Genomic DNA, 17,910 nt, shown 5'->3' on the forward strand with positions numbered 1-17,910 from the left:
CTCATTATTTAGTGGTAATTAAATTGGAGAGAAATAAGATGACTGAATTAATTCATGAAAAAAGTAAGTTTTTTCTGCATGGAGTTAATGACAAGGTATTGATTAATATCTTGTTAATATATGGACTGATAGTGACAGGCTTTGGTGTGTTACTCATTCTCGATGTATTAACTTTTTCTCTGACGACGCACATTGATACTGTTCAACCAGTAACCCGTAATATAATAGATTATCACCCAGTTGAAGTTAAAATGCCTACACTTCCTATGGGGCCAAGTTGGAATGGTAGTAGTGGTGGTGATATTCCACAGAATGTGGAAATATCAGAATTGCTTTATACCGTTAATCGGCATTAAATTAATTAAGCGCATTAAACCTCTGGGCTTTAATTTATAACCACCTCCAGTGTTTTGGCGGTGGTTATAGTATCTATAGATATTAAAGTTTGGCAAAACACCGGCGGGCAGCATCGACGGTTCTCTGGATATCGTCTTTGCTATGTGCGACGGACATAAAACCGGCTTCAAACGCAGAAGGGGCCAGATAGACGCCTTCTGCCAGCATCAAATGGAAGAAACGTTTAAAGCGTTCGACATCACAATTCATGACATCCTGATAGCAGGTGACAGTTGGTGAATTGCTAAAGAAGATACCAAACATGCCACCCACGTGGTTAACCACCAGCGGGATGTTCTCTGCTTGTGCCGCATTGAGCAGGCCAGTTGCCAGTAAATCGGTTAACTCGGTCAGGGTTTCATGAATACCTACCTGTGCCACTTCAGTCAAACAGGCATAACCCGCCGCCATAGCGATAGGGTTCCCGGAGAGAGTACCCGCCTGATAAACTGGTCCAGTCGGTGCCAGTGCCTCCATGACATCACGGCGACCACCGAAAGCACCCACCGGCATACCACCACCGATAATTTTCCCCAGACAGGTTAAGTCAGGAATGACATGGTAGTAATCCTGCGCCCCGGCTAATGCCACCCGGAAACCCGTCATGACCTCATCAATAATCAGCAATGCACCAAATTCATCACATAGATCACGCAGCCCCGGCAGGAATTCTGGCTGCGGTAATATGCAGTTCATATTGCCAGCGACAGGCTCAACAATGATACAGGCGATTTCTTGTGGGTATTGCTCAAAGGCTTCGCGTACAGAGGCTAGATCGTTATAAATACAGGTCAGCGTGTGCTTAGCGAAGTCAGCCGGTACCCCCGGAGAGTTTGGCTGACCGAGGGTCAATGCGCCAGAGCCCGCTTTTACTAATAGGCAGTCGGCGTGGCCGTGATAGCAGCCTTCAAACTTGATGATTTTATCGCGCGCAGTGAAACCTCGGGCTAGACGAATGGCGCTCATGGTGGCTTCGGTACCGGAGTTAACCATCCGTACCATATCCATGGTTGGCACTAATTCTGTCACCAACTCAGCCATTTTGACTTCCATCGCTGTCGGTGCGCCAAAGCTTAGGCCGCGCTCGACAGCTTCAATTACGGCCTGACGAATAGCGGGATGATTGTGACCAAGCACCATCGGACCCCAGGAGCCGACATAATCGATGTAGGCTTTACCATCGACATCAAATAGATAAGCGCCGTCAGCACGTTCGATAAACAATGGAACGCCACCGACACCGGTGAATGCACGCACCGGAGAGTTAACCCCGCCTGGGATCACCTGCTGTGCCTGGGCATACAGACTTTCGGACTTACTCATAAACTGGCTCCTGAATTGGGCTTGGTGACATTGGCTGAGATGATATTATATTAAATAACAGTGAGTTATATAACATCAATATTGTTAACATCAGCTATAACAATAGACAATGGTGCCTATTCTAAAGAACTGGCCGCGGTTATCAAATGATTGGGCATAATTAACTGCTAGCTTGCGCGACGTGCCGCATATTCGAAACTTTCATCGCTAAACTTACGTTCTAAGCCAGAGCGTTTCATCGACGTTTAAGCAGGCACATCATGATGATGTAGTCTAAACTCAGACTACTGTTCATTTGTATTACTTATTACTCAATTGATAAATAGACTAATCATGACTGATTCAACGCAACCAATGCCTGCTGAAGGCGTTACTGAACTCAAACGGGGTCGTTTTATTCGAGCATTGGTTAATCGTGATAAAACGCCGTTGGTTATTCTTATCATGGCTGGTGTGGTCGGGGTTGTTACCGGTTTGCTGGCTGTGGCTTTTGATCGCGGCGTCGATTGGATCCAACAACAAAGGTTGGCAACGCTGGCCAAAGTCGCGGATTACGCAATTTTGGTATGGCCGTTGGCTTTCGTTATGTCGGCGCTGCTGGCGATGGTAGGTTATTTTTTGGTGCGTCGTTTTGCTCCTGAGGCTGGTGGTTCAGGTATTCCTGAAATCGAAGGGGCAATGGAGGAGATGCGGCCAGTGCGCTGGTGGCGGGTTATTCCGGTTAAATTTATTGGCGGCCTTGGAACATTAGGGGCGGGCATGGTGTTAGGCCGGGAAGGGCCGATGGTACAGATGGGGGGTAATAGCGGGCGGATGATTGTCGATATCTTTCGTCTGCACAGCCCTGAAGCACGTCATTCATTGCTGGCAACCGGTGCAGCTGCCGGGTTGTCTGCGGCCTTCAATGCCCCGCTGGCGGGGATTTTGTTCGTTATTGAAGAGATGCGCTCTCAGTTCCGCTACAGTCTGGTATCAATCAAAGCCGTATTTGTCGGGGTGATAACATCTACTATCGTCTACCGCTATTTTAACGGTGAACATGCGGTTATTAATGTCGGTAAAATGAGCGAAGTGCCACTGGACACATTATGGCTTTACCTTGTGCTAGGGATTATTTTCGGTGCCATCGGTGTAATGTTCAATGCGTTAATATTCCGCACGCAGGATATGTTCATGCGTTTCCATGGTGGTGATTGGCGCAAGTTAGTTTTGCTTGGCGGCCTGCTGGGAGGAATGTGTGGTTTATTGGCATTGTTTCATGGCGAGGCTGTGGGGGGCGGTTTTGCATTAATTCCTATTGCGGTAGCCGGTAACTTCAGTATCGGCATGTTGCTATTCATTTTTATTGCTCGAGTTATTACGACACTATTGTGCTTTGGTTCTGGTGCACCTGGCGGGATATTTGCCCCAATGTTGGCTTTAGGAACTATTTTGGGCACCGCTTTCGGCTTGTCCTGTGCGTATTTTTTCCCCGAATACGGCATTGAGGCCGGGACTTTTGCTATTGCCGGGATGGGGGCGCTGTTTGCTGCATCGGTACGTGCACCACTGACTGGGATAGTTTTGGTGTTGGAGATGACCGATAATTATCAGCTTATTTTACCGATGATAGTGACCTGCTTGGGCGCCACATTAATAGCACAATTTATGGGGGGTAAGCCCTTGTATTCAGCTATTTTAGCCCGCACATTACAAAGACAAGAGCAGGCTGCATCTGCGAGTGAACAACAACAACCGGTGGTTGAAAATGATACTCAAACAGGTAGATAATATATAACATTAGCCAGCAATACTTGAATGAATTACTCAGGTATTAGATAATTGATGATTAGATCAGGCTGCCATTGTAGTAACCTGCAACTCGAACACCGGTTGGGAGTGATGAGTATGAGCGATGAAACAGTACTGCCCCTACAGTTTACTGAGGCAGCAGCTAAGAAAGTTAAACTGCTGATTTCTGATGAGGAAAATCCGAATCTGAAGCTGCGGGTCTATATTACCGGTGGCGGATGCAGCGGGTTCCAGTATGGTTTTACTTTCGATGATCAAATCAACGATGGGGATATGACCATCGAAAAGCAAGGCGTGGAATTGGTTGTTGATCCGATGAGCCTGCAATATCTGGTCGGCGGTGCGGTGGATTATACCGAAGGGTTGGAAGGTTCACGCTTTATTGTGACGAACCCGAATGCGAAAAGTACTTGTGGTTGCGGTTCTTCTTTCAGCATTTAATTTATCCTGTGTCCTTGATGCTACAGCGACGTTAGCTGTATTCACTTACCCGAACCACTGAATTGGGCCAGCTCATCGGGATTAGTGAGCCTCATTTTGAAGGTACACTCTACGGGCTAGCATCAATGCTGTTCAAATCGCTTCTGACTGATTTGTCGTTCGTTTGCTGCCCTGCTGTAACACCAATGACTTTGGCTATAATTAGTCCACTAAATTTCCGATAAAAAACCGCAACTTTAACAGTTGCGGTTTTTTTCATCTGAATATTACCATTCTACAGTGATCAACTGTGTCATCTGGCTGTTACTGGTTTGGCTGAGTAATGAGCCATCTGTCGCAATAAAAGAATGGCTGATTTTAGGTTCGCTAACCAAGCCACCTCCTCGTTGGCAGTGTATTTGTGGATAATTTACTTTTGCATCATTCGCTATGTGTTCATTTTGATTCGGTGATTGCACCTGACAAGATGGCACGATAGTTAAGCTTAATTCTATTGTGCCGCTTAGCCCCTGAGCCAGCGACGGACTGGCAATAAATGCCAGCCAAAACGTAAACAAAAAATATTTCATGATTTATGACTGCATTTTTATCTGTCGGTGTCCCATTCAGCCAGCTAAATGGGGATATCCTGCTTATTGACGCCGCAGCGTTGTTAGCTATCAGGGCCAATTATTTTGGATAGATATATCGGCTAATTATTTAAAAACTTGAAGATTTAGATCATACAAATTAGACCAATCACTCTATTAGTGCTCTATTTCAAATGTGGGTAGTTTTAAACGCCAGCGGATAGCTGCAAGCCGGATACCGAGCGTAATCACCATGCCCAGCATCATTGCTTGTTGTAAGGGCATACCAAAAGTATAGAACGCGGTAGCATGAACGATACCACCAATAATGCAGGCGGTAGCATAAATTTCAGTGCGCAGGATCATTGGGATCTCGCGGGCTAATACATCGCGGATAATCCCACCGCCGACTCCGGTTATAACACCCATACAGATAGCCACTAGCGGGCTGGCACCAGCAGCAAAGGCTTTATTGACGCCGATACCGACGAACACTGCCAGACCAATAGCATCAAGCACCGGCAGGATCCATTTCGGTGTTCGACGAGGTTGACGCACCAACAAAATGGTTGCCAGACAGGTCACCATTGCAACCACCAAGTCAGTAGGATCTTTCACCCAAAAAACCGGGCCATTGGCCAAGGCCATATCGCGGATTGTTCCGCCACCGACAGCCGTCACCACCCCTAAAACCAGCACACCAAACGGGTCCATACGCAACTTCCCCGCTAGCAATACACCAGAGATAGCAAATACCGCAGTACCTAAAATATCCAGCCAATAAACCAGCATTAATGTGACTCCGCCACGGGGGATTGAACGCTGGCCATTTGTTGGCACAACTGTTCAGCGGCCAGCAGGATACGCGGACCCGAACGATTAAACCAGTCCTCATTCAGCGTTATAACAGGAATTGCAAGCTGAGGTTGCCAGAAGTCTCTGACATTATCAGCCTGTGGCTGGTCACCGCTGACTACGATCACCTGTGGTTGGCGTGTCATGACTTGTTCCCGACTGACTTGAGGCCAAGGAACACGACTGCCAGCAAAAATATTTTCTCCACCACACAGGGAAATAACCTCACTTTGTAACGTATGCCCAGAGCTGGTAAACAGCGGCTGAGTACCAAACTGTAAAAAGGTACGCAAGGGCGTGTTACGGGCATTGTGGCGACGTAATTCAGTAACCTTCTGACGGAGTTGAGCTGCGGCTTGGTGGGCCTGTTCAGGATGCTGGCTGTATTGCGCCAATTTATCCAGATCACCAGCAATTTGATCAATATTTACCGGATCAGAATAGAAAATTGGAATACCAAAGGCGGCGAGTTGATCAAGCGGGCGTTGTGGATTACCGCCACGCCACGCGAGGATCAAGTCTGGCTTTAATGCCAAAATACGTTCGACATTCACGCCTTGCCAGGATGCAACTTGCTCAAGCTTTTTAGCCGCTTCCGGGTAATCAGAGTAAGCACTTACTGCAACCAGTTTATCGCCTAATCCCGCGGCATAAGCCAGTTCGGTGGTGCTGGGGGATAAGCTGATAATCCGCTCTACTGCCACTGCGTATGGTGCAAACAGGGCAAACGAAAACAGGCCGAGCAACAACGTTATTGCTGCTCGTGATAGGGAGAAAATACGGGAACGGACCATTAATTGCGATTAGCCAGTGTGGTTAACATGGCTTCGATCATAAGCGTCGACTGCTGAGCGGCGACCACTAAGAACTCTTCAAAGCTCAGGTGAGACTCCTGATCAGCCACATCAGAAATCGCACGAACCACAACGAAAGGTGTCTTGAACAGATGGCAAACATGGCCGATAGCGGCGGCTTCCATCTCGACTGCTGCCACCGACGGGAAGGCCGCGCGGATACGGGCCAGGGGGGCTGAACCATTAATAAAGGCATCGCCGCTGCAAATCAGGCCGCGTACTGCATGTAAGTTCAATTGATTAATGCAGCTTTCTGCCAGTGCAATCAACTCAGCATCAGCAATGAAAGCGGGAGGGCAACCGGCCATTTGGCCTGCTTCATAGCCGAATGCGGTCACATCAGCATCGTGATAGCGAACTTCGTTAGAAACAACGATATCACCCACTTTCAAACTGGAGGCTAAGCCACCCGCAGAGCCGGTATTGATTACCACGTCTGGCTGGCAATGCTCTAACAGCAATGTTGTTCCCATGGCCGCAGAGACTTTACCAATGCCGGATTTTAGTAATGCGACATCAACGCCATTGAGTTTACCAGTGTAAATTTCGCAACCTGCTCGCGCCAAGGTTTGGCGATTTTCAATTTTATCACGCAGCAACGTAACTTCTTGCTCCATTGCACCAATAATGCCTACTTTCATATGGATACCCGCTGATTTTAAAGAGTGGATTAAGTTGTAATTATCAACGCACAGTTTATCAGTTAAGTGAGATATCCGGGTAGCTCAGCAAAGATAATGCGTAATGTGCCGCAGTTCATGCGTAATCAATTGCATCTGTTGGCGGGAGTCGGTATCACTGTTTATATTAAATGATCAGGGGGATAACATGTCCGGGATCGACTTTAAGCAGAAAATCAGTTTTCAGCGGCCGTTTGGTAAATCCAGTTCGGCGGAAGATGAATATGAGATTACCCGAGTATTTGAAAGTGATCGGGGTCGGATTGTGAATTCTGCGGCCATTCGGCGTTTGCAGCAAAAAACGCAGGTCTTCCCACTGGAACGTAATGCCGCTGTTCGTAGCCGTTTAACCCATTCGTTGGAAGTGCAACAAGTGGGGCGTTACATTGCCAAAGAGATCCTTAATCGGTTTAAGCAGGATAAAAAAATCACAGCTTATGGGCTGGATAAGCTGCTTGATCCCTTTGAAAGCATAGTGGAAATGGCTTGCCTGATGCATGACATCGGTAATCCTCCCTTTGGTCATTTTGGTGAATCAGCTATCAATAACTGGTTTACAAAACAGATGGACCCTAACGGCGGTGGTGCGGAACCTCGTGGTAAGGATCATTGCCAGGTTAATGCATTAAGGCTGCGGGAAGGGGAAACAGAACTTAATATCCTACGCAGTAAAATCCGCCATGACCTAAGCCAGTTTGAAGGTAACGCACAAGCCATTCGGTTGGTTTACAGTTTATTAAAACTGAATCTGACTTATGCTCAGGTGGGATGCATTCTTAAATATACCAAACCGGCGTATTGGTCAGGCGATATTCCTGCTTCTCATCACTATTTGATGAAGAAACCAGGGTTTTATCTGGCTGAAGAAGACTATGTTAAAGATTTACGTCGTGAACTCAATATGGGAGAGTTCAATCGTTTCCCTCTGACATATATTATGGAAGCTGCTGATGATATTTCTTATTGTATTGCTGACTTAGAAGATGCAGTAGAAAAAAGTATTTTCAGTGTCGAGCAACTTTACGATCATATGATGCAAGAGTGGGGCGAAGTTACCCATGGTGACTTGTTTGATAAAGTTGTTGGTGGCGCATTTCGGCAATTAGGTCGCGGGCAAGGCCGGCGCAGTTCGGAAGATCAATTCTTTATGTATTTACGGGTAAATACTGTCGGGAAGTTAGTTCCCCATGCAGCACAACGGTTTATTGAAAATTTACCCACGGTATTTTCTGGCTCGTTTAATCAGGCATTATTAGAAGACTCCAGCCCCGCGTGTAAATTACTGCAAATTTTTAAAAAGGTGGCAGTAAAACATGTGTTTAATCATCCTGAAGTAGAACAGCTTGAATTACAAGGATATAGAGTTATTAGTGGGCTACTTGATATTTATAGCCCACTATTATCTATGCCGCAAACGGCCTTTACACAGTTAGTGGCAGAAGACAGCCACCGCCAGTATCCTATTGAGACGCGGTTATTCCATAAATTGTCTACTAAGCATCGCTTGGCTTATGCAGAATCGACAGAGCGGTTACGTAATTTATCGTCAGAACAACATGAGATCTATGAATATTATTATCGTGCTCGCTTAATTCAGGATTATATCAGTGGGATGACGGATCTTTATGCTTATGATGAATATCGGCGATTGATGGCTGCGGAATAGTATCCAAGCAAAGTAAGTTGTCCGTTTAATTAACTGTAGTTTTGTAAAGACGGACAATATTTTTTACTATTCCGATTATTGGTTCTATGAACTTCATCCCCCATATTTAATCTTACTATGCAAGACGGCTATATCCTTCTCTTGGCGTTGCCGCGTAGTGAGTGGCTTTCGTTACTCGACCCATCCCTACCGTTGAGCTTTAGTTCGCTCATTAGGATTCGCGCGATTGCTCACTGACTGCTACGTCAATTATTTTGGATATAAGTCAGTTATACCCTTTGTCTCTGAAGCTGCCAGGTTGTTAGCTGCAACTTCAATTTCTTTGGGTATATATACCATTTATTGACCCCTTATTAATTGTACAGCGAGAACCAGAATACATGAAAAAAACAACTTTAGTGTTAAGTGCATTGGCATTGAGCATCGGTTTAGCCATGGGGCCGGTTTCTTCTGCTATTTCGGCAGAGACGGCCTCTTCTAGCAGCCAGCAGCTCCCTAGCCTGGCGCCAATGCTAGAGAAAGTGATGCCTTCTGTTGTGAGCATCAACGTGGAGGGTAGCACCCAGGTTAGCAACTCCGGTGCTGGTGGTGTGCCACCACAGTTCCAGCAGTTCTTTGGTGATGACTCGCCGTTCTGTCAAGACGGTTCACCGTTCCAAGGCTCCCCGATGTGTCAGGGCGGGCAGGGTGGCAAAGGGGGATCACCTAGCAAGCAGGATTTCCGGGCGCTCGGTTCAGGTGTCATTATTGACGCTGCCAAAGGTTATGTCGTTACCAATAACCACGTGGTAGATAATGCGACTAAAATCAGCGTTAAACTGAGCGATGGCCGTAGCTATGAAGCAAAAGTGATCGGTAAAGATCCGCGAACTGATATCGCGTTATTGCAGTTAAAAGATTTTAAAAATCTGACTGCAATTAAAATCGCAGATTCTGATCAATTGCGTGTGGGTGATTATACCGTTGCTATCGGTAACCCATATGGTCTGGGTGAAACCGTAACATCCGGTATCGTGTCTGCTTTGGGGCGCAGTGGTCTGAACGTGGAAAACTACGAAAACTTTATCCAGACTGATGCCGCGATTAACCGTGGTAACTCCGGTGGCGCATTGATCAACCTGAACGGTGAGCTGATTGGTATCAACACTGCGATCCTGGCACCAGATGGCGGTAACATCGGTATTGGTTTCGCTATCCCAAGTAACATGGTGAAAAACCTGACATCTCAAATGGTTGAATTTGGTCAGGTGAAACGTGGTGAATTGGGCATTATGGGCACCGAGCTGAACTCTGAGCTGGCCAAAGCCATGAATGTCGATGCACAGAAAGGTGCCTTTATCAGTCAGGTCTTGCCAAAATCTGCGGCGGCCAAAGCCGGGATCAAAGCTGGTGACGTGATTGTCAGCATGAATGGTAAAGCAATCAATAGCTTCGCAGGTTTCCGTGCTGAGATTGGTACTCTGCCAGTGGGCAGTAAAATGACCTTAGGTCTGCTACGTGACGGTAAACCTGTCAATGTGGAAGTGACCTTAGAGCAGAGCAGCCAAACTCAGGTTGATTCCGGTAATCTCTATACTGGAATTGAAGGTGCGGAGCTGAGCAACTCTGATGTTAATGGTAAAAAAGGTGTGAAAGTTGATAGCGTGAAAGCCGGCACTGCCGCTGCACGTATTGGCCTGAAAAAAGGCGATATCATCATGGGGATTAACCAGCAGTCAGTTCAAAATCTGGGTGAGCTGCGGAAGATTCTCGATACCAAACCATCAGTGCTGGCGCTGAATATTCAGCGTGGTGACACTTCACTCTATTTATTAATGCAGTAATCGGCATTAATAACGCCAAAAGGGCGCAGTTCATTATGACTGTGCCCTTTTTTTATGCTGAAGCGGAGGTGTGCTAAGCAGTACCTAAATAGCTTTTGGCAGCATAGCGAACATTCTCTATCTCATCTAATAATTCAAGCCATTCAGGTTGCAAGTCTTGTAAATCTGTTTGCTGGCGCAATTGCTGCTCAATTGTCATGCACAATTGCTTCAGTCGCGGCACACCGCTACATGCACAACTGCCATGGAACTTATGAATTAGGTTCAGAATATCGTTGTCATGACTGCCTGCCAATATAGCCTGCACGCGACCTATCACTTGCGGCATAAATTCTAATAACATAGTTAACAGGTCTCTGGCGAGAGCCTCTTTATTGGCTGCTTGCCTGACTGCCAGTGGCCAATCTATCGCCCCATCACATTCAGATTGCAGTACCGGCAGGTGAGTAGCCTGCGCCAGAAGGGGGGCTGAACTATCATGCTGAAAGCGGGAAAGTGCCTGAATTAATCGAGCTTCATCAATCGGTTTTGCCAGATAGTCAGCCATCCCCAGTTTTAACAACTGTTCTTGCTGGCCTCTTACGGCGTGGGCGGTGACTGCAATAATGGGTGTATCCAGATGATGGGACATCTGATGAATGACTTCGCTGGCACGGATACCATCAATTTCAGGCATTTGAATATCCATTAAGATGATATCCAGCGTGTTTTCTCGGGCATAGGCAATGGCTTTCGCGCCACTGTCACACAACACGGTCTCTTCGACCTGTTCTTCAAGCAGGGTGCCAATGAGTTTTAGGTTAGCTGGATTGTCGTCAACTGCCATTACCTTAAACGGTAATTTAGCCAGCTTGTCCGCTTGCTCCACTACGGGTAATTCACTGTGAGGTTCTTCAGATAACAGTAATGGAATCAATCTATTCGATGACAAAGGTTTGACCAGACATGCTTTGGCACCGAGCTGTTTAAGTTGCTCTGCCTCCACCTGTGACTGGCTTGGTAGGGCCAGAATTACGCGCTCGGAAATTTTCAGCGCCGCTACCAGTTTATCTTGATGAACCGCCATATTATTACGGAACGGAATGGGTACCCCAACCAGCAGGAAATCATAATGTTGGCGCGGTAATTGCGCTAACGACGGACTATGAGTGACCTGCAAGGGCGTGACACTCAGAATATCTAGCGCGGCCCTTGCTGCACAAGTATTGCGCTCAACATAGGCGAGTGTTTTCCCCTCTAAGTACGACATATCAGGATGGCGATAAGAGAGGGTTTCGTTAAGATCCAGTGTGAGATGGAACCTAAAGGTTGAGCCGCGATCCACTTGGCTGTGAAAGCTAATATCGCCCCCCATCTCTTTGACCAATCTTTCGGTAATGACCAATCCAAGACCGGTCCCTCCGTGTCGACGCGAGATACTGGCATCCGCCTGACGAAAAGCCTGGAATAGCTGAGCCTGTTGGGATTCAGAAATACCAATGCCCGTATCGTGAATCTCTACCACCAGAGTGACTTGTTGTGCCGTCTTCGCCTGCACAGCAACCAGAATATCGATATTGCCCTGTTCGGTGAATTTAATCGCATTACCGAGCAAGTTCGTGACAATTTGCTGCAAACGCATCGCATCCCCGACTACCTGCTCGGGGACATCATTATTAACATGCAGTGTCAGCTCCAGCCCTTTCTCATGTGCGGTGTGTGCCAGTAAGATAATGACTTCATCCAGTGCACCACGTAGTGGGAAGGGAATGTGTTCAAGAATGAGTTTTTCGGCCTCCAGTTTGGAGAAGTCGAGAACATCATTAATGATACATAACAGGTTGTTGGCTGAACGTTGGATAGTCTGCAAATAGTCAGTTTGTGTGGGGGTTAGCGACGTTTTCAACGTTTGGCGCGTAAAACCAATGACACCATTTAGCGGAGTTCGTAGCTCGTGAGACATGTTAGCCAGAAACTCCGACTTAATGCGTGCCGCTTCCTGTGCCCGTTTTTTTGCCAGCCCCAGCTCGACATTTTGTATCTCCATCTGTTCCAGTGTTTCGCGTAAATCAGATGTTGCTTGATCGATATTTTGCTGCATCTCTTCGTGATAGGCCGCCAACGACATCGCCATCGAATTGATACCATTTTTCAGAATATTCAGCTCGCCGAGCATATGTCCTTCGACCCGGCTATCCAATTGCCCTCGACGAATACGGTCAACAGCATTCACCATGTTACGGATTGGGCCGGTAACATCGCGCATCAAACGATAAGCAAACAAAATCGCCACACACATGCAAAACAGCAACAGCAGGGTTGAAATAAAGATCTCTTTGTATTGCTGCAAACGCACCGATTGTAAATCCAAATCTATGGCGATATAGCCTAGTGGCTGATGGGTTATATCCGAATCCGAGACTCTGTCACTGGATAAGTTGGATTCCGAGACAATAGGCATTCGCATAATCAGCGAGTCGCCGCGATAAGAGAGCATCAGCGACTCAGGGATAGCATCACCTTTAGGTAACCTTAATTGTGAGGAATTGTAATTATAGTTAGATGTGACAAAAAGATTGTTATCTGCGTCGAAAACGGATATTGACCGAACAATATTCGAGTGACGGCGATGAAGCAGGTTAATCAACTGACGGACAGTATCGCGGTTGCGAAAGGTCATGCCATATTCACTGGCAACCGCCAACGGTTCGATAATATTAGTGCCTGCATTAACTATTTGTTTTTGAAGCTCATTATAACGATTTACCATAAAGGAAGTACTGAGTAACAGCCCAAGAAGCAGCGTGGGGGCCAGGATTAAAATCATCATGCGCGCGCGAAGACTGTATTTGGTCATGGTATTCCAATGTGGGAGAATCGGCAGCTTACAAAACCAGTGCTTGATCAATCAATATGGCGCAATTCTACTCTCCAAACCGACGTGTGACGACCCGACAAACGATAACTGTGACAGTAAATTCTCTTGATCCCTTTGGTCAGGGGGTTGCACGCGATAAAGGCAAAGCTATTTTTATCCCCGGGGTTCTACCGGGAGAGCAAGCTGAAATTGAGCTGATCGAGCAAAAACGCCAGTATGGTCGCGGTAAACTTAAACGTTTGTTGAACCAATGTAGCGAAAGAGTGGCTCCTCCTTGCCCTCACTTTGGAATTTGTGGAGGCTGTCAGCAGCAGCACGCTTGTAGCCAGTTGCAACAAGATAGCAAAGTAGATTCGCTCAGGCGACTGCTGGTGCAGGCCACGGGGGGCTGCCCTGCATTAGACTCGGTTATCTGTGGGCCAGAGTATGGTTATCGGCGGCGGGCGAGGTTGGGGTTGCTCTATCAGCCAAAACAGCAGCGATTACAAATGGGCTTCCATCAAACTGAATCTCACGACTTGGTTAGCATAAAACATTGTCCCGTCCTGCGGCCTGAATTGGAGCGTCTGCTACATCCGCTCTATCAATGTTTATCTGCCTTACAGGCTGTGCGCCGGTTAGGGCATGTGGAACTGGTACTGGCTGATAATGGGCCGTTGCTGGTTTTACGTCACCTTGATACCCTTAATGAGGTAGATCGTGCAGCGCTTACAGATTTTGCCCTGCGGGAGGGGGTTGCCGTTTATCTGGCTGCCGACAGCGAGAATCTGGAAAAACTCTTTGGTGAGGACCCCTATTACCAGATAGACGGTCTACGCTTAGCATTTCATCCACGGGATTTTATTCAGGTCAATGATACGGTCAACCAACAAATGGTGGCTCAGGCTCTGGCATGGCTTGATGTACAACCTGACGAGCGGGTACTGGATCTCTTCTGCGGCATGGGTAATTTTACATTGCCGCTAGCAAAGCGTGCGCGTGAAGTCGTCGGGGTGGAAGGAGTTGCGGAGCTGGTGGCTAATGGGCAGTATAATGCGCAGAACAATGCATTAGCCAACGTGTCATTTTTTCATGAAAATCTGGAATCCGATATCAGTCGTCAGCCGTGGGCGATACAAGGATTCGATAAAGTATTATTAGACCCCGCTCGCGCAGGTGCTGCCGGGGTGATGTCACATATAGTCAAACTGGCGCCAAAGCGGGTGGTGTATGTTTCGTGTAATCCCACCACGCTGGCACGGGATAGTCAGGTGTTGTTAGCCGCCGGTTACCGTCTTGCTCAGGTGCGAATGTTGGATATGTTTCCCCACACCGGGCATCTTGAATCTATGGCGCTGTTCATGCAGGAGCCAGGGGTCGCAAAGTAGGGAGAAGTTATGGTTGCGGTACGAAGTGCACATTTGAATCCGGCGGGTGAGTTTGCTCTCGACGACTGGATCGCCAGCTTGGGGCTTCCTAATCCGCAGTCAGGTGAGCGATTGGCCGAAACCTGGCGTTACTGTGAGCAACAGACGCAAAACCATCCTGATGCCTCGTTATTGTTGTGGCGCGGTCTCGAAATGGTTGAGATTCTTTCCACTCTGAGCATGGATAACGACAGTATGCGCGCGGCGCTACTGTTCCCGCTGGTGGATGCCAATGTGGTGGATGAAACCACCCTGACTGAGCAATTTGGCAAGGGTATCACCTATCTGGTGCATGGCGTGCGTGACATGGACGCTATCCGCCAATTAAAAGCCACTCACAACGATTCCATGAGCTCTGAGCAAGTGGATAACGTGCGCCGTATGCTGCTGGCGATGGTGGAAGATTTTCGCTGCGTGGTCATCAAACTGGCTGAGCGTATTGCTCATTTGCGTGAAGTGAAAGATGCACCGGAAGACGAACGCGTGCTGGCGGCCAAAGAGTGTTCCAATATTTATGCCCCGCTGGCTAACCGCTTGGGTATTGGCCAGATTAAGTGGGAGTTGGAAGACTTCTGCTTCCGCTATCTGCATCCCGATGAATATAAACAAATTGCTAAATTGCTTCATGAACGTCGTATTGATCGTGAACAATTCATTGATGATTTTGTCGCTTCATTGCACAAAGCAATGGCGGATGAAGGTATCAAAGCTGATATTTATGGCCGACCAAAGCATATCTACAGTATTTGGCGCAAGATGCAGAAAAAGTCGTTGGCCTTCGATGAGTTATTCGATGTGCGCGCTGTGCGAGTGGTCGTCGAGCGTTTGCAGGACTGTTATGCCGCATTGGGGATTGTGCATACTCATTTCCGTCATTTGCCTGATGAGTTTGATGATTACGTCGCTAACCCTAAACCCAATGGCTATCAGTCAATTCATACTGTAGTCCTCGGGCCGCGTGGGAAAACGCTGGAGATTCAAATTCGTACCCGCCAGATGCATGAAGATGCTGAACTGGGGGTTGCTGCCCACTGGAAGTACAAAGAAGGTGCTGTGGCGGCGGGGCGTTCTGGCTATGAAGGGCGCATTGCCTGGTTACGTAAGCTGATTGCCTGGCAGGAAGAGATGGCAGATTCTGGCGAGATGCTGGATGAAGTGCGCAGTCAGGTATTTGACGACCGGGTCTATGTGTTTACCCCGAAAGGCGATGTTATTGATTTACCTGCCGGTTCTACCCCACTCGACTTTGCTTATCATATTCACAGTGATGTGGGGCACCGCTGCATAGGTGCTAAAATCAGTGGCCGAATTGTGCCGTTTACCTATCAGTTACAGATGGGTGACCAGATTGAAATTATCACCCAGAAGCAGCCCAACCCAAGCCGTGACTGGCTGAATCCTAACCTCGGTTATGTCACTACCAGTCGTGGGCGATCCAAGATCCATAACTGGTTTAGAAAACAAGATAGAGACAAGAATATTCTTGCTGGCCGGCAGATGCTGGACGACGAATTGGAACATATGGATATCAGCCTAAAAGAGGCTGAGAAGCTGCTGGTTCCGCGCTATAACATGAATTCGATGGATGAAGTGTTGGCGGCCATTGGCGGTGGTGATATCCGTCTGAATCAGATGGTCAACTTCCTGCAAGGCAAGCTGAACAAGCCAACAGCGGAAGAGGCTGATTTAGAGGCATTGCGCCATCTGAATAATAAGCATCAGCCACCACCACGCAACGCCAGCAAAGACAGCGGGCGCATTGTGGTCGAAGGTGTTGGCAATCTGATGCACCATATTGCCCGCTGCTGCCAACCGATTCCCGGTGATGAGATTATTGGTTTTATTACCCAGGGGCGGGGGATATCCATTCATCGTGCTGATTGTGAACAACTGGCTGAATTGCAGTCTCATGCACCAGAGCGGATTGTTGATGCGGTTTGGGGGGAAAGCTACTCCAGTGGCTATTCATTAGTGGTGCGGGTGACCGCCAATGATCGCAGTGGTTTGTTACGTGATATCACCACCATACTGGCGAACGAAAAGGTCAATGTATTGGGGGTTGCCAGCCGCAGCGATACCAAAAAGATGCTCGCCACCATCGATATGGATATCGAGATTTACAACTTGCAGGTGCTGGGGAGGGTGTTAGCCAAGCTGAATCAGTTGCCGGATGTGATAGATGCCCGTCGGCTCCACGGCAATTAGTGAACTTTAAACGGCTACTGCGCTTTGGCATCTTGATATTGGGCAGTGCTCGCCCTCCTCACGTACTGCGTGTACGCTCCGGGGGCTGTGCGCTGGCCGCAATCTGCCTGCGCCCGCTACGCCTCGAATTTTAAACAGCAAAAAGTGAATAAATTGAGATGATCCAGCCAGTAACTACCCCTGATATCAACGCCTTAGCTTTGCAACGTTTGTTGGATATTATGCGTACCTTACGTGACCCGGAACACGGCTGCTCGTGGGATCGTAAACAGACGTTTGACACCATCGCTCCCTATACATTAGAAGAAACCTATGAGGTGCTTGACGCGATTGCGCGCAAGGATTTTGACGATTTACGTGATGAGCTGGGCGATTTGCTGTTTCAGGTGGTGTTTTATGCCCAAATGGGGCAGGAACAGGGGCTGTTTGCGTTTGATGATGTTTGTCATGCCATCAGCGACAAACTGGAGCGTCGTCACCCTCATGTATTCCCTAATGCTGCGCTAAACGCCACTGACGTAGCGATTGGCAGTGAAGCGGCGCTGGCGGGTTGGGAATCGCGTAAAGCCGAGGAAAGAGCGGAGAAAGCCCTGTATTCGGCACTGGATGATATTCCCGATGCACTACCAGCATTGATGAAAGCCCATAAAATCCAAAAGCGCTGCGCAGCGGTTGGTTTTGATTGGGACACACTTGGTCCGGTTTTGGACAAAGTCTATGAAGAGATCGATGAAGTGATGTTCGAAGCTCGCCAGGCGGTGGTGGATGAAGAAAAACTGGGGGAAGAAATTGGCGATTTGCTGTTTGCTACGGTTAACTTATCTCGTCATTTAGGCCATAAAGCTGAAAATGCCTTACAGGCAGCTAACCGCAAGTTTGAACGTCGTTTTCGTCAGGTAGAACAAATAGTTACGGCATCAGGGAAGAGCATGGAGCGCGCGACGCTGGAAGAAATGGAAGCCGCCTGGCAGCAAGTTAAAAAGCAAGAAACTGAAATTTAAGGTGTTTTAATTCATTCGGCGGATGGTTGTTGGATTTTAATTA

Annotated in this window: 14 protein-coding genes; 8 read left to right on the forward strand and 6 right to left on the reverse strand. The window is 47.7% G+C overall.

Annotation, left to right across the window (positions count from 1 at the left end):
- On the forward strand, positions 1 to 356 hold a 356-nt coding region (locus V2A85_RS03150; protein ID WP_420070872.1), incomplete at its 5' end, for a hypothetical protein.
- Between the two features lie 82 nt (positions 357 to 438).
- On the opposite strand, the gene hemL is transcribed toward V2A85_RS03150, so the two are convergent.
- Positions 439 to 1,719, reverse strand: a complete 1,281-nt coding sequence (gene hemL / locus V2A85_RS03155; RefSeq protein WP_372558043.1) for a glutamate-1-semialdehyde 2,1-aminomutase — start codon at positions 1,717 to 1,719, stop codon at positions 439 to 441.
- Between the two features lie 333 nt (positions 1,720 to 2,052).
- Here hemL and clcA point away from each other — a divergent pair, with 333 nt between their 5' ends.
- Complete coding sequence (clcA, locus tag V2A85_RS03160; RefSeq protein WP_420070873.1) at positions 2,053 to 3,489, forward strand: H(+)/Cl(-) exchange transporter ClcA; 1,437 nt, start codon at positions 2,053 to 2,055, stop codon at positions 3,487 to 3,489.
- Between the two features lie 117 nt (positions 3,490 to 3,606).
- A complete protein-coding gene (gene erpA / locus V2A85_RS03165) occupies positions 3,607 to 3,951 on the forward strand; it encodes an iron-sulfur cluster insertion protein ErpA (protein WP_004706254.1) in 345 nt (114 codons plus the stop codon).
- Between the two features lie 266 nt (positions 3,952 to 4,217).
- Here the strand turns inward: erpA and V2A85_RS03170 are convergent, their stop codons facing one another.
- The 4 genes from V2A85_RS03170 to mtnN all read right to left on the reverse strand — a co-directional run bounded on the left by V2A85_RS03170 (position 4,218) and on the right by mtnN (position 6,870).
- The gene (locus tag V2A85_RS03170) at positions 4,218 to 4,520 is read right to left on the reverse strand and encodes a hypothetical protein (protein ID WP_372568694.1); all 303 of its coding nucleotides are present in this window, start codon (positions 4,518 to 4,520) and stop codon (positions 4,218 to 4,220) included.
- Between the two features lie 177 nt (positions 4,521 to 4,697).
- A complete protein-coding gene (locus tag V2A85_RS03175; protein WP_019211026.1) occupies positions 4,698 to 5,312 on the reverse strand; it encodes a TRIC cation channel family protein in 615 nt (204 codons plus the stop codon).
- Complete coding sequence (gene btuF / locus V2A85_RS03180; protein ID WP_420070874.1) at positions 5,312 to 6,169, reverse strand: vitamin B12 ABC transporter substrate-binding protein BtuF; 858 nt, start codon at positions 6,167 to 6,169, stop codon at positions 5,312 to 5,314. Before btuF ends, V2A85_RS03175 begins: the two co-directional genes overlap by 1 nt.
- On the reverse strand, positions 6,169 to 6,870 hold the full coding sequence (gene mtnN, locus V2A85_RS03185) for a 5'-methylthioadenosine/S-adenosylhomocysteine nucleosidase (RefSeq protein WP_372558047.1): 702 nt from the start codon (positions 6,868 to 6,870) through the stop codon (positions 6,169 to 6,171). The genes btuF and mtnN overlap by 1 nt, the downstream gene beginning before the upstream one ends.
- 187 nt (positions 6,871 to 7,057) lie before the next feature.
- On the opposite strand from mtnN, the gene dgt reads away from it, so the two are divergent.
- Complete coding sequence (gene dgt, locus V2A85_RS03190; protein ID WP_083160434.1) at positions 7,058 to 8,575, forward strand: dGTPase; 1,518 nt, start codon at positions 7,058 to 7,060, stop codon at positions 8,573 to 8,575.
- Positions 8,576 to 8,955: 380 nt separating this feature from the next.
- Entirely contained in the window at positions 8,956 to 10,398 is a 1,443-nt protein-coding gene (degP, locus tag V2A85_RS03195) for a serine endoprotease DegP (protein ID WP_083160432.1), read from the forward strand.
- Between the two features lie 73 nt (positions 10,399 to 10,471).
- Here degP and barA read toward each other — a convergent pair whose 3' ends face one another.
- The gene (gene barA / locus V2A85_RS03200; protein ID WP_420070875.1) at positions 10,472 to 13,234 is read right to left on the reverse strand and encodes a two-component sensor histidine kinase BarA; all 2,763 of its coding nucleotides are present in this window, start codon (positions 13,232 to 13,234) and stop codon (positions 10,472 to 10,474) included.
- Positions 13,235 to 13,290: 56 nt separating this feature from the next.
- On the opposite strand from barA, the gene rlmD reads away from it, so the two are divergent.
- The 3 genes from rlmD to mazG all read left to right on the forward strand — a co-directional run bounded on the left by rlmD (position 13,291) and on the right by mazG (position 17,867).
- The gene (gene rlmD, locus V2A85_RS03205) at positions 13,291 to 14,622 is read left to right on the forward strand and encodes a 23S rRNA (uracil(1939)-C(5))-methyltransferase RlmD (protein ID WP_420070876.1); all 1,332 of its coding nucleotides are present in this window, start codon (positions 13,291 to 13,293) and stop codon (positions 14,620 to 14,622) included.
- A 9-nt stretch (positions 14,623 to 14,631) separates the two neighbouring features.
- Complete coding sequence (gene relA, locus V2A85_RS03210) at positions 14,632 to 16,866, forward strand: GTP diphosphokinase (RefSeq protein ID WP_372558050.1); 2,235 nt, start codon at positions 14,632 to 14,634, stop codon at positions 16,864 to 16,866.
- A 158-nt stretch (positions 16,867 to 17,024) separates the two neighbouring features.
- On the forward strand, positions 17,025 to 17,867 hold the full coding sequence (mazG, locus tag V2A85_RS03215) for a nucleoside triphosphate pyrophosphohydrolase (RefSeq protein WP_420070877.1): 843 nt from the start codon (positions 17,025 to 17,027) through the stop codon (positions 17,865 to 17,867).
- Positions 17,868 to 17,910 lie beyond the last annotated feature (43 nt).

The sequence above is a fragment of the Yersinia sp. 1252 StPb PI genome, assembly GCF_048593885.1.
In the GTDB taxonomy this organism is placed as follows: Bacteria; Pseudomonadota; Gammaproteobacteria; order Enterobacterales; family Enterobacteriaceae; genus Yersinia; species Yersinia enterocolitica_E.

Bases quoted from the DNA above. Each gene is read 5' to 3' on its own strand.
- degP (WP_083160432.1), top strand. From the start codon at position 8,956: ATGAAAAAAACAACTTTAGTGTTAAGTGCATTGGCATTGAGCATCGGT.
- mazG (WP_420070877.1), top strand. From the start codon at position 17,025: ATGATCCAGCCAGTAACTACCCCTGATATCAACGCCTTAGCTTTGCAA.
- erpA (WP_004706254.1), top strand. From the start codon at position 3,607: ATGAGCGATGAAACAGTACTGCCCCTACAGTTTACTGAGGCAGCAGCT.
- hemL (WP_372558043.1), bottom strand. From the start codon at position 1,719: ATGAGTAAGTCCGAAAGTCTGTATGCCCAGGCACAGCAGGTGATCCCA.
- barA (WP_420070875.1), bottom strand. From the start codon at position 13,234: ATGACCAAATACAGTCTTCGCGCGCGCATGATGATTTTAATCCTGGCC.
- dgt (WP_083160434.1), top strand. From the start codon at position 7,058: ATGTCCGGGATCGACTTTAAGCAGAAAATCAGTTTTCAGCGGCCGTTT.
- V2A85_RS03175 (WP_019211026.1), bottom strand. From the start codon at position 5,312: ATGCTGGTTTATTGGCTGGATATTTTAGGTACTGCGGTATTTGCTATC.
- mtnN (WP_372558047.1), bottom strand. From the start codon at position 6,870: ATGAAAGTAGGCATTATTGGTGCAATGGAGCAAGAAGTTACGTTGCTG.
- relA (WP_372558050.1), top strand. From the start codon at position 14,632: ATGGTTGCGGTACGAAGTGCACATTTGAATCCGGCGGGTGAGTTTGCT.
- clcA (WP_420070873.1), top strand. From the start codon at position 2,053: ATGACTGATTCAACGCAACCAATGCCTGCTGAAGGCGTTACTGAACTC.
- V2A85_RS03170 (WP_372568694.1), bottom strand. From the start codon at position 4,520: ATGAAATATTTTTTGTTTACGTTTTGGCTGGCATTTATTGCCAGTCCG.
- rlmD (WP_420070876.1), top strand. From the start codon at position 13,291: ATGGCGCAATTCTACTCTCCAAACCGACGTGTGACGACCCGACAAACG.
- btuF (WP_420070874.1), bottom strand. From the start codon at position 6,169: ATGGTCCGTTCCCGTATTTTCTCCCTATCACGAGCAGCAATAACGTTG.